This window comes from Bacillus sp. JK74 (genome assembly GCF_053663395.1).
In genome coordinates, this window is the sequence record NZ_JBSJQB010000001.1 from 566,684 (window position 1) to 580,920 (window position 14,237).

A 14,237-nucleotide genomic window follows, 5' to 3' on the forward strand; every position below is an offset into this window, starting at 1 on the left:
TCATTTGCGTAAAAAGAGAGAAAAAGAGAACCTTTTTCTCTCATCTTCTAAGGGTTAGTTGCTTGGTGCAAATGTGCGTTTGAAGCCTTCGATTGCAGCTTTGAAGTCTTCATCAGCAGGAAGGTTTCCTGTTTTCGCAATGCCGTCAAGCAGATCTTTATGGTTTTGATCAAGGTACATGTAGTACTCTTCTTCAAAACGTCTGATATCCGCAACCGGAATATCATCAAGATATCCTTTTGTCAGCGCATAAAGAATGGCTACCTGTTTTTCAACCGGAAGCGGTTTATTCAAGTCTTGCTTCAGCACTTCAACTGTACGCGCACCGCGGTTCAGTTTCGCCTGAGTCGCCTGGTCAAGATCAGATCCGAATTGGGCGAATGCTTCAAGTTCACGGTATGAAGCAAGGTCAAGACGCAATGTTCCCGCTACCTTTTTCATCGCTTTGATTTGGGCTGACCCGCCGACACGGGATACGGATAATCCGGCATTGATCGCAGGACGCACGCCTGAGAAGAATAGGTCGGATTGAAGGAAAATCTGTCCGTCAGTAATGGAAATGACGTTTGTCGGAATATAAGCGGAGATATCTCCTGCTTGTGTTTCGACGAACGGCAGCGCCGTAATTGATCCTGCGCCTTTAGCGTCACTCAGCTTGGCTGCGCGCTCAAGCAGACGGGAGTGAAGATAGAATACATCCCCAGGGAATGCTTCACGGCCCGGCGGACGGCGAAGAAGCAATGACAGCTCACGGTAAGCGGCTGCTTGTTTGGATAAATCATCATATACGACGAGAACGTGCTTGCCGTTGTACATGAATTCTTCACCCATTGTCACCCCTGCATACGGTGCAAGGTAAAGAAGCGGAGCCGGCTGTGAAGCGGACGCCGTCACGACAATCGTGTAATCAAGCGCGCCATGCTTACGAAGTGTTTCCACCACGCCGCGCACTGTAGATTCTTTTTGGCCGATCGCTACGTACACACAGATCATGTCTTGATCTTTTTGGTTTAAGATTGTATCAATCGCAACAGATGTTTTACCTGTCTGACGGTCCCCGATAATCAGCTCACGCTGTCCGCGGCCGATCGGAATTAACGCGTCGATCGCTTTGATACCCGTTTGCAGCGGCTCATGTACCGATTTACGGTCCATTACGCCTGGAGCCTGGCTTTCGATCGGACGTGTTTTGCTTGTCAGAATCGGACCCAGTCCGTCTACCGGCTGTCCGAGCGGGTTGACGATACGTCCGATTAATTCTTCACCTACAGGAACTTCCATGATGCGGCCCGTTCTTTTGACCTCATCACCTTCACGGATATCTCTGTAAGGTCCTAAGATAACGATACCTACGTTGGATTCTTCAAGGTTTTGAGCCATACCCAAAACGCCGTTTGAAAACTCAACAAGTTCACCGGCCATACAATTGTCAAGGCCGTGCACACGCGCAATACCGTCTCCGACTTGGATGACTGTACCTACGTCATGAACTTCAATTTCAGATTGGTAATTTTGAATTTGCTGCTTTATCAGCGTGCTAATCTCTTCAGCTTTGATGCTCACTTAGGTTTCACCCCTTCTATCGATTTCCTCCGGCAAGTTGACGTTCCATGCGCTCAAGCTTTCCGCTTACGCTTCCGTCATAAATCCGGTTTCCAATGCGGACTTTAATGCCGCCTATTAAATCCGTCTGCACTTCATTTCTGATTCTGAGCGAAGCGATTCCGGCTTTTTTTGCAAACACTTGAGACAATGATAACATTTCCGCTTCTGACAGCGGTTTTACTGAATAAACAACCGCGTCCTCTGTCTGACGGGCCTGATTGGCAAGTTTGATAAACTCGTCTGTGAGATCAGGCACAATCGAAGACCGGCGGCGGTCAATCAGAAGAAAAATCGTATGCAGCACAGACTCAGACAGTGCGCCGAACGATTGCTGAATCAGCTCTTTTTTCTTAGCGGCCGATACCTTCGGATGGCTTAACACTTCCTGTAATCCGGCTTCGTTGCGGAACACTTCTTTTAGTACGGTAAGCTCTTCTTCGATTTCATTGATTTGAGAAGTCTCAATGGCAATGTCGAAAAGCGCTGACGCGTATCGTTTAGAGACAGCAGATCCACTCATCGGCTTTCTCCTACCTCTTTAAGATAGTCCTGAATCAGTTGTTCCTGGGCTTGTTCATCAAGCTCTTTTTCAATCACTTTCGATGCGATTAAGACAGAAAGTGATGCGACTTGCTCGCGAAGTGCGGAAACCGCTTGTTCTTTTTCTTTGACAATTTCGGTTCTCGCCGCTTCTTTCAATCTTTCAGACTCGGCGCGTGCAGCCTGGATAATGTCTTCCTTCTGCTTTTCACCCAATTTTTTCGCATTTTCAATGAGTGATTGTGATTCCTGTTTCGCTTCTTTTAAAAGAACGCGCTGCTCTTCAATCAGCTTCTGCGCTTCTTTATTTCTTTCTTCAGCGGACGTAATTTCGCCGGCGATATGATCTTCACGCTGTTTCATTATATTTAATAGCGGTCCAAGAGCGAATTTCTTGAGAAGCGCTAATAAAACTAACATAGCTAACAATTGGAATAGGATATCTCCGCCGTTAAACGACAGTCCTAATTCAAGAGGTAATTGAGACATCTACTACGGCAACTCCCTTCTGCAGGTTTTCTCTGCTGATAAAAAGCCGTTTCGGGACGGCCTGCTTATCAGACATAAAGCAATGGCGAAGGTTCTCTTAGAGTGATCTTCGCCATTTTTAGTTCATATAAGGCTTTTTTGCTTAGCCAAAGAACGCTAAGAACGCGATAACGACAGCGATAATCGGAAGGGCCTCAACCAATGCGATACCCATGAACATAAGAGTTCTAAGTTCTTTTCCTGCTTCCGGCTGACGGGCGATTCCCTCTACCGTACGTGAAACGATCAGACCGTTACCAATACCTGCACCAAGTGCACCTAAACCGATTGCAATTGCAGCTGCTATTAAATTCATGAAAAAGTTCCTCCTTTAAAATGTTATCCGAATGGATATATGATTTTAATGATCATGACTGATTTTGTGTGACATGTACACCATCGTCAGCATCGTAAAGATAAATGCCTGGATGGTACCGATGAACAAGCTGAATGCCTGCCATGCAAGCATCGGAATAATGGCTCCGACTGTGCCGACCAAACCGAGAAAGAAACTGTTTGAGTAGAAATTCGTCGCCAGATTCGCAAGCAGGCCAAGAAGAATTTCCCCGGCGAAAATGTTACCGTAAAGACGAAGTCCGAGTGTCAGCGTATTCGCAAACTCCTCAATGATCTTCATCGGGAACATAAGCGGAACCGGTCTGAGGTAATCCTTAGAGTATTCCTTCAAACCTTTCATCTTCACGCCGTAATAGTGCGTTAACGACACAACCATAACGGCTAGAGTCAGAGTAATAGCCGGATCGGCCGTCGGTGATTTCCACCAAAGCTCGTGTCCGACCGTTACAGAAAACGGCAGCCCTAGCATATTTGATACAAATATGTACATCAGCAAGGTTACACCAAGCGCCAAGAAGTTAGCCCCTGTTTTTAAATCCATTGTACTGCCTATAATATTGCGGACAAAATCAACAATCCATTCCATGAAGTTCTGGGCTTTTCCCGGACGGATGGACAGCGTTCTTGTAGTAAGAATCGCAATCAGCAGCACAATCACACTTGCCACAGTAATCATCAGAATGTTTGTCAGATTAAAAGTAAGACCAAACAAATCAATAGTTCTGTAATCGTGATTCAATGGGTTTTCACCTCTCTTCCATTGATGAACGTTTGAGCTGAATAATGGAATCTATCATAATGACGGGATAAATTGTCATTAATCCAATAATCACACTTGCCACACTGACTTTATCGGGATATTTAAAGGCGACAGCCATCGCAAGTATCGCATTGCACCAACGCGCTGCGCTCCCGAGTGATCGTATGGACTTTCCTTTCGCCACGGCCTTGTCAAAAGCATTCATTCTTCTGGTCAAGAGCCACAAATTAAACAAACTGAAAACAGTTCCCAAAAAGAGGCCTAAAAAAACAGTTTTATACGCCGTAAGACCATATCCCAGCAAATAGATTGCTAAGATTACAAATACATATCTCCGTTGTCTGCTGAATGTAAGATTGGGATCGTCCATCAACTATCTGTCTCCTGATGAAAATGTAATATAATTCCTGGATACGGCAAAACATGCGGTTAACCCTTGCAGAAGGCCTTTTTTGTCCGCAAAACGGCCTGTTCGAAAAAACCACTCATCCTCCTGATGCCACGGGATGCTGTTTCATTCGCTTAGATAAATCCTCATATAACGGGTTTTTTTGGAGGATTTAAAATGAGGATGGATACTAGAAATGAAAGGAATGAAAACCTTCTCATAATACCCTCGTTTAGCATACAATAGCCCCTAACATGTGTCAATCTGTTTAAAGTTAAAAAACTTTTTATACCGGAAGCATACACAGAATGTTCACAAATTCACCTATAAATGTATGAACTCTGCCCATTCAGCAAATATCTGGATAAAAAAAGAAAACCCCCTGAATGAGGTTTTCCGATTTATTTGGTTCCGTACAGTCTGTCACCCGCGTCACCGAGGCCCGGAACGATATAGCCTTTTTCATTCAGTTTTTCATCAAGGGCGGCGATATAAATATCAACGTCAGAATGATGTTTCTGCAGCTCTTCCACGCCTTCCGGAGCCGCTACAAGACACATAAAACGAATGTTTCTCGCGCCGCGCTTTTTCAGGCTGTTGATCGCTTCCACCGCAGAGCCTCCCGTAGCAAGCATCGGATCCACGACAATAAATTCGCGTTCTTCTACATCAGAAGGAAGCTTGACATAGTATTCCACCGGTTTTAAGGTTTCCGGATCACGGTATAATCCGACATGTCCCACTTTAGCGGCCGGGATTAATTTCAGCATGCCGTCAACCATTCCGAGACCCGCTCTCAGGATCGGCACGATACCGAGTTTCTTCCCTGAAATCACTTTGGAAGTCGCTGTTTGAACAGGTGTTTTCACTTCCACTTCTTTAAGAGGAAGATCACGTGTAATTTCAAACGCCATCAGTGATGCGACTTCGTCCACAAGGTCTCTGAAATCCTTTGTGCCTGTATTTTCATTCCGAATATATGTCAGCTTATGCTGGATTAAAGGATGATCAAATACGTAAACCTTTCCCATACTGTGTTCAGCTCCTTTTTTGTTGTCCGAGTGACTTTTTCACACTTCTATTGATTCTACAGAAAAAGACAAACAGTTTCAAGAAAATCATAAAAAAACCCGCCGGATTAAGGTTCCGGCGGGTTTCTTCCTTATTAATAGTCCAGTTCTTTATATAAAGGAAACTTTTCAGTCAAGACAGATACGCGCTGTCTCGCTTCTTCAAGTTTTGCTTCGTCTTCATGATTTTTCAGCGCGAGGCCGATGATGGCGCCGACTTCTTCAAGCGCGTCACCGTCAAAGCCGCGGCTTGTCACAGCTGCCGTACCGAGACGGATTCCGCTTGTGACGAACGGTTTTTCCGGATCGTAAGGGATCGCGTTTTTATTAGATGTAATGCCGATTTCATCAAGAACGTGTTCAGCGACTTTTCCGGTCAGTCCGAGAGAACGGAGGTCGACAAGCACAAGGTGGTTATCCGTTCCGCCTGATACGAGCTGAATGCCCTCTTTGTTCAGAGACTCAGCCAGGCGCTTCGCGTTCGAGATGACGTTTTGCGCATATGTTTTGAAATCATCTTCAAGCACTTCTCCGAAAGAAACGGCTTTGGCCGCGATGACATGCATAAGCGGTCCGCCTTGGATTCCCGGGAAAATGGATTTATCAATCTTTTTGCCGAACTCTTCACGGCAAAGGATCATTCCTCCGCGGGGTCCGCGAAGTGTTTTGTGAGTCGTTGTCGTTACAAAGTCAGCGTAAGGAACCGGATTCGGATGAAGACCGGCTGCGACAAGACCCGCGATATGCGCCATGTCTACCATGAAGTAAGCGCCGACTTCATCAGCGATTTCGCGGAATTTTTTAAAGTCGATCGTGCGGGGGTATGCGCTCGCTCCGGCTACGATGAGTTTCGGCTTATGCGCCAGCGCTTTTTCACGCACATCTTCATAATCTATATATTGCGTGTCTTTATCGACACCGTATTCTACAAAGTTGTATTGAACGCCGCTGAAATTAACCGGGCTTCCGTGTGTTAAGTGGCCGCCGTGGGAGAGGTTCATCCCGAGCACCGTGTCGCCGTGCTCTAAAATCGTGAAGTAAACAGCCATGTTCGCCTGAGCGCCTGAGTGCGGCTGAACGTTTACATGCTCAGCTCCGAAAATCTCTTTCGCGCGGTCGCGGGCGATGTCCTCAACGACATCAACATGCTCACAGCCGCCGTAGTAGCGTTTGCCGGGGTAGCCTTCAGCATATTTGTTTGTTAAAACAGAGCCTTGTGCTTCCATTACCGCTTCCGTCACGAAGTTTTCAGAAGCAATTAATTCGATCTTAGTCTGTTGACGCTTACGCTCATCTTTGATGGCGTTAAACACTTGTTTATCTTGTACAGGTAAATGTTTCATCAGCGAGATCCTCTCCTATCCGTTTCCTGTTCTTTATTTTTACCACCCTTATTGTACATGGTTTTTCAGGTGAATGTAACAGCTTATTTAAAAAAATCACAAAATTTAATTAGAAAACACGAACATTATACAGGAAAAGCATTTTCATCATTCGCATTCATAAACGGCGCGAATTCCGCCGATCAGCTTCGGCCTTGTCCGGGCCATCGTCACATGCGCTTCTCCGAGCTCACGGCTTGATATCCGGACAGGGACGGCAACGGGTTTCAGATGCATGCCGATGAACGTATCACCGATGTCAATCCCGGCGTCAGCCTGAATCGATTCAGCGAGCACTGGAGAACGCATCTGCCGGTATGCATAAGAGGCCATCGCTCCGCCCGCTTTCGGGACAGGGACGGCTGAAACAATGGGGAGCATGAACCGCTCGGCCGTTTCCGCTTCAATGACAAGCGCCCTGTTTAAATGCTCGCAGCATTGAAAAGCAAGATGCACACCCGTTTTTTCCTTAAACCGGTTAAGTCCGCTGTATATCAATTCAGCCCAATCCCCGCTTCCGGCGGTGCCGATCCGGCTTCCGGCGGCTTCACTTGTACTGCACCCGATCACCAGCAGACTGCCGTCCGTCAGTCCTGCCTGCTCTTGAAACTCAGTCAGCATGTCCGTCCATTTTTGCTTCATCTCTTCCATTGTCCAGCACCTCTTACAGATTTTTTTCTTCGTAATCTGCGATTTTGCCGATCCGCCGTTCGTGGCGGCCGCCCGTAAATTCAGTCGTCAGCCAGACTTTTGCGATTTCGCGCGCCAGCCCCGGGCCGATGACGCGTTCGCCCATCGCAAGAACATTCGTGTCATTGTGTTCACGCGTCGCTTTTGCGCTGAAGGTGTCATGGGCAAGCGCACAGCGTACGCCCTTTACCTTATTTGCGGAGATGCTCATGCCGATGCCTGTGCCGCAAATTAAAATTCCCCTGTCAGCTTCGCCGTTCACCACTTTTTCCGCTACCGGAAAAGCGTAGTCTGAATAATCGACAGAGCCGGCGCCGCATTCACAGCCCATATCAATGTATTCAATCTGCAATTCATCCAAAAGACTTTTTATTTCTTCGCGGATATGGACGCCGCCGTGATCTGACGCAATAGCTACTTTCATTCATTTACCTCCTAGGTGTGGCTGGGCGAAGACAGCCCAGTGTGCTTGTCCTTTTTATTACGAAATCCGTTGATTTCATTCTACTCTTTCACATTCGTTTTGCAAATGACCTGTTTGCAGATTTTCTGACAGATTACTTGCTTTTCCCGTCAAGCAATTGATCAGCCAAAAGAGTCAGCAGCTCCTCCAGTTCGTCCCGCGTCTGTTTATAAACATCAAGCGGACCGCCGAACGGGTCAGAGATATCGCCGTTTTCCCCCGTCACGTATTCTTTAATGGTAAAAACTTTGCCCTGACTGTTTTGATATCGGCCTTCAATCAGCTGTTTATGCTGTTCGGTCATCGCCAGCACCAGATCGGCCGTCTCGATATGTTCTTCCGATAAGGGAGATGAACTGTGATTGAGGGCGATCCGTTTTTCAAACAGCGCTTCTACGGCATGAGCCGACGCTTTTCCGTGCGGAGACGCGAATACGCCGGCCGAGCTTACGCTGACATCCAGCCCTTTCGTTTCTGCTATGGATTTAAAAAGAGCCTCAGCCATGGGACTGCGGCACGTATTGCCTGTACAAACAAAGATTATTTTCATGTCCGTCACCTCTTACTGCCTATTATAAATGAAGAAAAAAGAAACGGCATCTTCGTTTCTTTTTTTACGTATCTTATATCGGTAAAAGCAGTTTCAGCCCGAATCCGATCAAAATGGCTCCGCCAAGCGCTTCGCTGTAGGAGCCGAGCCACGACTGCACCTTTCTTCCCGCCAAAAGGCCCGCCCATGTTAAAACGGTGCTGAAGACCCCGAACAGCGTAACGGCCAGAAACGGATTGGAGCCGTTCATCCCGAGACTGAGCCCGACAGAAAAGCTGTCCAGACTGACACCGACCGCAAACAGCAACAGTCCCGAGCCTGCCGGAGATATGAGCGGCCCGTCCGATTGTTTAAACGCGGCGATCATCATCTGCACCCCTAAAATGAAAAGAAGAGATCCGCCGATGTAAACGGCGAGCATCCCCAGAAAACCGGACAGCAGATGCCCGGCCGCCATTCCCACAAGCGGCATCATGACATGAAACAGCCCGATGACAACCCCTATATGAAAAATCTGTTTTTTCTTCAGCTGAATCATTCCCATTCCGAGCCCGACGGAAAAGGCATCCGTCCCCAAAGCAAATGCCATGATGCTTAAGGAGACAAGTTCCCCGATGAATAGATTCGACATGAATAAAAACCCCCTTGGACGTGCCCGCTTGTTTAGCTTATGCATGTCCGATAAGGGGTAGAACAAGTTAATGGATAACGGTGCCGCCTGCGGCTTTCATCAGCCTGTTCATAACGGCGAGCCCCACTCCGGTATCCGGAAAGGACTCAGAAATAATCATATCCACTTCCGCTTCATCAAAGCTGCGGAGCGCATCGTATAAGGCGGACGCCACTGTTTCAAGGTCGGCGCGTCTGCCGCAGACCTTGATATAATCAGCCTGGTAACTATCGGCGTTCTCTTCTGTTGTCAAAATGCCGATTCGTTTTCCCCGGCTTTTATATGCGTCTGCCAGTTCTTGAATTCTCCGGGCGCCGCCGTCGGCAATAGCCATCGGCGCAGAAGGCGCGTAATGTGTATATTTCATACCGGGAGAAATAGGAACCTCATCTTCTTCGGTCAGCCCTTTATCCACAAGAACCGGACCGGCGGCGGATTCAATCTGCTCTTTTGTCACGCCTCCCGGACGAAGCAGCACGGGCTGTTTCCCCGTACAGGACAGAACGGTTGATTCCACTCCGATTCCCGTCGCGCCGCCGTCCACAATACCGGCAATGCGGCCGTTTAAATCATGAGCGACATGCTCGGCCTTCGTCGGGCTCGGTTTTCCTGATAAATTGGCGCTCGGCGCGGCGATCGGCAGTCCGGCCGAGCTGATGAGGGCTAATGCTGCCGGATGATCAGGCATTCTGACCGCTACCGTCTCCAGTCCCGCGGTGACACGGGGTGACAGCACACCGGGCTTACACGGCAGGACAAGGGTCAGCGCCCCCGGCCAGAATAGCTCCATAAGCTTTTTCGCCGTCTCAGGAATATGGCTGATAAAACGATCAAGCTGGCTGATATGGGATATATGCACAATCAGCGGGTTATCGCTCGGCCTTCCTTTCGCCTCATATATTTTCGTTACGGCTTCCGTATTTTCAGCGTTAGCGCCCAGTCCGTAAACGGTTTCTGTCGGAAAAGCCACAACCTCATTCTGCCGGAGCAATTCCGCGGCTTGTGTAATCTGGGGATCGGTTGTGGATAATTCTGCGGAACAATCCACAAACCATCTTCTTGTTTTCATGTATAACCAAACTCCTTATTTTAAAGCGGTAAAACTTTATTTTCTCTCGTGTATTCCTTTTGAAAGTATAAAAGATGTCCTTTAATAAAACAAGTGTTATCCACAAACTGTGGACAACACTTTTTAATAAGTGGATAACCTTGTGTATAAGTTAGATCAGGCAGAGGTTTTCACCATTAAAAACGAACCTTCTGTGCATAACGAGTTGCGGAAATGTTCGGACGTATACAGTTCATCAGGCGCATCGGCGCACGCTTCAAATCCCATCACATTCAGAAACTCAGCAGATGAGGGCTGATTGGCGACTAAGTAGACATCTTGAATCTCATGTTTTTTGCACAGTACATCCATACTTTGAAACAGTGTAACGAGATGGCTTTGATTCAGCCTGTCCGACATGACGAGTGAACGGAGAAGCCCTTTTCCGCCGCTGAATTTTTCGATCCCGAGACAGGCGGCAATCTTTTTTTCGCTGTCTTCCAGCACGATAAACCGGCTGATCTGCTGATCGATTTCCGCATGTGCCGTATCAGACTTTTTCAAAAAGGCCTCCAGCGCCTCCGTATCTTGATCTCTTGCCACTCTCAGCTGATAAAACATATATTTCCCTCCGTTTCGATCAACGCTTTCTTCCAATCTATGAATCGAATCCGGATTTATGCCTTTTGCTTCAGGAAAATAGATCTGAAATCCAATCGACGAGGAAAAACTTCACTTCGGTATCATCGTCATCTTTATTTTCTTTCTTCGCTTTATCAGCCTTTGCTTTTACGTCATCCAGCACTTTTTCTGTCTGTTTCTGCGTTTCTTCCTGCTTCTGTCCGCCGTCTTCCTGATCTTTCACCGCTTCGCCGTTTGAGAAATCAAGGAAGCACAGCGGCGGAAACAAGACGCACCACCAGTTGGCGCCCTCGCCATTGCCGAGTGTAATTAAAATGGCTTCATATTTTCCGGCCGGATAGACCATATTGCCGTACAGCTTTGTCGGAAACGAAATTTTATTGAATTGAACTGAAACGGATTGATGCGCACCCTTTTCTTTCATCGTTTGTTTGGCGATTTCTTTAATTTCAGGAAGCTTCGAACGAATGAGCCGCCGCGCTTCTTCAATGGAAGTGATATCTTTCACCCAGTCCGTGATTTGCTCGTTTACAGCATCTCTGATCTGGCGCTTGAGCTTTTGATCCTCATCGTTATCACTGTTGGCCAAAATCCTGAGCCGGATCGCTTCATCCGGTATGACGACGGGCTCATCGGCTGATGCCCGCGCCGTTTCTTCTTTTGTCAAACCCGCAAGCGCTCCTGATAATAAAAGAAAAATATATATGCAGATCATCATTGTCTGTTTCATCGGTCCCCACCGTTCCTCTCCGTGCTTTTTTATCTAGTCCCATTATGGACATGACGGAAAAGGTTTAAACCGGCGGGAAGAAAAAAATCTAGCAAGCTGATAATCTGCATTGACAGATTCAAAATATGGTACGATATTATTTTGATAGGAGGTTTTCAGATGAAATATAATTACACCGTGCTGCTGTCGGCGGCATGTATGTCTGTCATTTATTCTATTTTGTATGTTCATCAATTCATTATCGCGGCTTTCATTTCGATGGCGTTTTATTTTTTGTTTCCTTATTTGATTTTTGCGCTGCCGCTTCAATACTTTCTGAATAAAAAGCCGAAGAGATTTCATCCGCTGTATTTTCTTTATTATTTGGGGGTGTCGTTCATTGCAAACGGGATCATCTTCGGTCTTTTGCAGCCGTCAGGCCAATCTCTGTTTTCTAATTCAGCCTTTTATATCTTTGCGGTTTTAACAGCCGTCGTCTATTGGGTATGGGATTCCGTATTGCTGCAAAGACAAAATCCGGCTACAGAAGCGTAATCAGCAGACAGCCGGCTGAAGGGAGAGCGGCGCAAAAGAAAACGGCGGCCATCTTTAAACGGGCGTGCCGTCCTTCTTCTGTTTCAGAATGATAATTGGCCCGCTGCTCCGCTCCGCTTACGGCCAGCCCGGAAACGATGACCGCTGCGACGATAAGAACAGCCGTAACGGCGCCGAAAATGATGTCAAAGCCAAACGGCAGGACAAATCCAGCCGCATAAGCTGCGGCGGCGAGTATACATCCGAAGGCGAACGCTTTTTTCAAGGCGGATGCCCCTTTCATTTTCTTTCCATTGTAACAAAAGCCCGCCGTGTGCGTCACCGGCGGGCTTTTTTCATGATGTGATGACCGCGGATACGGTTCTGTCTTTTCCGTTGATGTCCTGTACGACTTCCACTTCCGCATTCGGAAAGGAATGACGGAACAGGTCTTTCACGGCTTTTCCCTGATTATATCCGATTTCAAAGACGACAAGCGCTTTATCTTTCATGACAAGAGGCAGCTCCTCCATAAACCGCTTGTAGAATTTCAAACCGTCACCGCCGTCCGTAAGAGCATGAAGCGGCTCATGGAAACGGACGATATCCGACAAATCCGCCATTTCTTCTTCAGAAATATACGGCGGATTGGAAACAATAATATCCGCTTTTTTTCCTGATGAAATAAAAGGAGTTAACAGATCTCCCTGCAAAAAGCACACGTCCGCTCCGAGGTTTTGCGCATTTCTTTCCGCCACCTGCAGCGCTTCTTTTGAAATATCCGAAGCCGATACTGAAAAATGTCCGCATTCAAGCGCGAGCGTCACCGCAATAGCTCCGCTCCCCGTACCGATATCAATGACGTTCAGTCGTTCCGCCCCGGAAAACACCCGCTTCTGTCTGTCCAGCAGATGAAAGACGACTTCTTCCGTTTCCGGACGCGGAATGAGAACATCGTCATTCACAAAAAATTCCCTGCCGTAAAACTGTTCTTTCCCGATAATATATTGAATCGGAATACCTTCTTTATGCATCTCCACGTGCCGTCTGAAACGGTAAAGTTCGTCCTCGCCGACGGGCTCCTGCAGACTTGCGAGAAGTTTGCTCCGATCCATTCCGGTATCATTTAACAGCAGCAGCTCGGCCGCGTTTTTTTCTCTTCCCGCTTCGGTTAAATAAGAAGAAGCCCAGCTTAGGGCTTCAAAAACGGTCTTCATCTTAATTTTCCGCCTGCTGGAGCTTGCTTGACTGGTCTTCTACGATTAACGCTTCAACCACTTCATCAAGCTTGCCTTCCAGGATTTGATCCAGCTTTTGAATCGTCAGGCCGATGCGGTGATCCGTCACACGGTTTTGCGGGAAATTGTATGTGCGGATACGCTCGGAACGGTCGCCTGAACCGACGGCTGATTTACGGGTCTGATCATATTCAGCCTGAGCTTCCTGCTGGAATTTATCATAGATTCTGGCGCGGAGCACCTTCATCGCTTTTTCTTTGTTTTTAATCTGAGATTTTTCATCCTGACAGGATACGACGACACCGGTCGGTAAATGCGTCAGGCGTACGGCCGACATCGTCGTGTTTACGCTTTGTCCGCCCGGTCCGCTTGATGCGAATGTATCGACGCGGATGTCTTTTTCGTGGATGTCCACTTCTACTTCTTCCGCTTCAGGAAGACACGCCACCGTCGCCGTGGATGTATGAATACGGCCGCCTGATTCCGTTTCCGGAACACGCTGTACGCGGTGCGCGCCATTTTCATACTTCAGCTTGGAGTATGCGCCTTTTCCCGTAATCATAAAGATGATTTCTTTGTAACCGCCCGTTCCGGTCACGTTTGCTTCCATGACTTCAGTCTTCCAGCCTTGGATCTCGGCGTAACGGGAGTACATTCTGTAGAGATTTCCCGCAAACAGCGCGGCTTCTTCTCCTCCCGCTGCTCCGCGGATCTCCATAATTACGTTTTTGTCATCGTTCGGGTCTTTCGGGATGAGGAGCACTTTCAAACGCTCTGATAAGGTTTCCGTCTCTCCCTGCAGTTCGGAGATTTCTTCCTTCACCATGTCTCTCATATCGGCATCAAGCTTTTCCTCAAGCATCGCTTTCGCATCGGCAAGCTGTTCTGATGCGTCTCTGTATTGTCTATAGACTTCAACGGTTTCTTGTATATCAGATTGCTCTTTCGAATATTCTCTAAGCTTTTTCGGATCGTTGACCACTTCCGGATCACTTAAAAGCTCATTTAATTTTTCGTATCGTTGTTCAATTGACTGTAAACGGTCTAACACGGTCTTCACCTC

19 protein-coding genes are annotated in these 14,237 nt (G+C 47.4%); 1 reads left to right on the forward strand and 18 read right to left on the reverse strand.

Features of this window, described 5'->3' with window-relative positions; genetic code table 11:
* Positions 1-54: 54 nt before the first annotated feature.
* The 15 genes from atpA to spoIIR all read right to left on the reverse strand — a co-directional run bounded on the left by atpA (position 55) and on the right by spoIIR (position 11,423).
* Complete coding sequence (atpA, locus tag ACWJJ5_RS02915; protein ID WP_003151170.1) at positions 55-1,563, reverse strand: F0F1 ATP synthase subunit alpha; 1,509 nt, start codon at positions 1,561-1,563, stop codon at positions 55-57.
* A gap of 16 nt (positions 1,564-1,579) precedes the next feature.
* Entirely contained in the window at positions 1,580-2,125 is a 546-nt protein-coding gene (locus ACWJJ5_RS02920; protein ID WP_327937272.1) for a F0F1 ATP synthase subunit delta, read from the reverse strand.
* The gene (gene atpF / locus ACWJJ5_RS02925) at positions 2,122-2,634 is read right to left on the reverse strand and encodes a F0F1 ATP synthase subunit B (protein ID WP_003151168.1); all 513 of its coding nucleotides are present in this window, start codon (positions 2,632-2,634) and stop codon (positions 2,122-2,124) included. The genes ACWJJ5_RS02920 and atpF overlap by 4 nt, the downstream gene beginning before the upstream one ends.
* Positions 2,635-2,776: 142 nt before the next feature.
* Positions 2,777-2,989, reverse strand: coding sequence for a F0F1 ATP synthase subunit C (gene atpE / locus ACWJJ5_RS02930; protein ID WP_003151167.1), 213 nt, complete (start codon positions 2,987-2,989; stop codon positions 2,777-2,779).
* A gap of 45 nt (positions 2,990-3,034) precedes the next feature.
* Complete coding sequence (gene atpB / locus ACWJJ5_RS02935; protein WP_003151158.1) at positions 3,035-3,769, reverse strand: F0F1 ATP synthase subunit A; 735 nt, start codon at positions 3,767-3,769, stop codon at positions 3,035-3,037.
* A gap of 7 nt (positions 3,770-3,776) precedes the next feature.
* Positions 3,777-4,160, reverse strand: coding sequence for an ATP synthase subunit I (gene atpI / locus ACWJJ5_RS02940; protein WP_003151155.1), 384 nt, complete (start codon positions 4,158-4,160; stop codon positions 3,777-3,779).
* A 419-nt stretch (positions 4,161-4,579) separates the two neighbouring features.
* On the reverse strand, positions 4,580-5,209 hold the full coding sequence (gene upp, locus ACWJJ5_RS02945) for a uracil phosphoribosyltransferase (RefSeq protein WP_003151154.1): 630 nt from the start codon (positions 5,207-5,209) through the stop codon (positions 4,580-4,582).
* A 134-nt stretch (positions 5,210-5,343) separates the two neighbouring features.
* Positions 5,344-6,591 (reverse strand): serine hydroxymethyltransferase, encoded by a 1,248-nt coding sequence (gene glyA, locus ACWJJ5_RS02950; RefSeq protein WP_454022174.1) that lies wholly within the window; start codon positions 6,589-6,591, stop codon positions 5,344-5,346.
* Positions 6,592-6,738: 147 nt separating this feature from the next.
* Entirely contained in the window at positions 6,739-7,281 is a 543-nt protein-coding gene (locus ACWJJ5_RS02955; protein WP_454022175.1) for a TIGR01440 family protein, read from the reverse strand.
* A gap of 13 nt (positions 7,282-7,294) precedes the next feature.
* Positions 7,295-7,744 (reverse strand): ribose 5-phosphate isomerase B, encoded by a 450-nt coding sequence (gene rpiB, locus ACWJJ5_RS02960; protein WP_454022176.1) that lies wholly within the window; start codon positions 7,742-7,744, stop codon positions 7,295-7,297.
* 133 nt (positions 7,745-7,877) lie between these two features.
* Positions 7,878-8,333, reverse strand: coding sequence for a low molecular weight protein arginine phosphatase (locus ACWJJ5_RS02965; protein WP_003151148.1), 456 nt, complete (start codon positions 8,331-8,333; stop codon positions 7,878-7,880).
* A gap of 73 nt (positions 8,334-8,406) precedes the next feature.
* A complete protein-coding gene (locus tag ACWJJ5_RS02970; protein ID WP_003151147.1) occupies positions 8,407-8,964 on the reverse strand; it encodes a manganese efflux pump MntP in 558 nt (185 codons plus the stop codon).
* A gap of 67 nt (positions 8,965-9,031) precedes the next feature.
* Positions 9,032-10,072 carry an L-threonylcarbamoyladenylate synthase gene (locus ACWJJ5_RS02975; protein WP_003151146.1) on the reverse strand — a complete coding sequence of 347 codons (1,041 nt, stop codon included), beginning with the start codon at positions 10,070-10,072 and terminating at the stop codon, positions 9,032-9,034.
* 156 nt (positions 10,073-10,228) lie between these two features.
* Positions 10,229-10,672: a GNAT family N-acetyltransferase gene (locus tag ACWJJ5_RS02980; RefSeq protein ID WP_278071382.1), complete on the reverse strand. Its 444-nt coding sequence runs from the start codon at positions 10,670-10,672 to the stop codon at positions 10,229-10,231.
* 70 nt (positions 10,673-10,742) lie between these two features.
* Positions 10,743-11,423, reverse strand: a complete 681-nt coding sequence (gene spoIIR / locus ACWJJ5_RS02985) for a stage II sporulation protein R (protein ID WP_077722976.1) — start codon at positions 11,421-11,423, stop codon at positions 10,743-10,745.
* 159 nt (positions 11,424-11,582) lie between these two features.
* Between spoIIR and ACWJJ5_RS02990 the strand changes: the two genes are divergently transcribed.
* Positions 11,583-11,957 (forward strand): UPF0715 family protein, encoded by a 375-nt coding sequence (locus tag ACWJJ5_RS02990; RefSeq protein WP_003151143.1) that lies wholly within the window; start codon positions 11,583-11,585, stop codon positions 11,955-11,957.
* Here the strand turns inward: ACWJJ5_RS02990 and ACWJJ5_RS02995 are convergent.
* The 3 genes from ACWJJ5_RS02995 to prfA form a co-directional block, all read right to left on the reverse strand.
* Complete coding sequence (locus ACWJJ5_RS02995; protein WP_069449066.1) at positions 11,944-12,222, reverse strand: DUF5316 family protein; 279 nt, start codon at positions 12,220-12,222, stop codon at positions 11,944-11,946. The two genes, ACWJJ5_RS02990 and ACWJJ5_RS02995, sit on opposite strands and share 14 nt — an antisense overlap.
* Positions 12,223-12,292: 70 nt before the next feature.
* Positions 12,293-13,153, reverse strand: a complete 861-nt coding sequence (gene prmC / locus ACWJJ5_RS03000) for a peptide chain release factor N(5)-glutamine methyltransferase (protein WP_070082512.1) — start codon at positions 13,151-13,153, stop codon at positions 12,293-12,295.
* A gap of 1 nt (position 13,154) precedes the next feature.
* Positions 13,155-14,225, reverse strand: coding sequence for a peptide chain release factor 1 (prfA, locus tag ACWJJ5_RS03005; RefSeq protein WP_326362508.1), 1,071 nt, complete (start codon positions 14,223-14,225; stop codon positions 13,155-13,157).
* Positions 14,226-14,237: the final 12 nt, after the last annotated feature.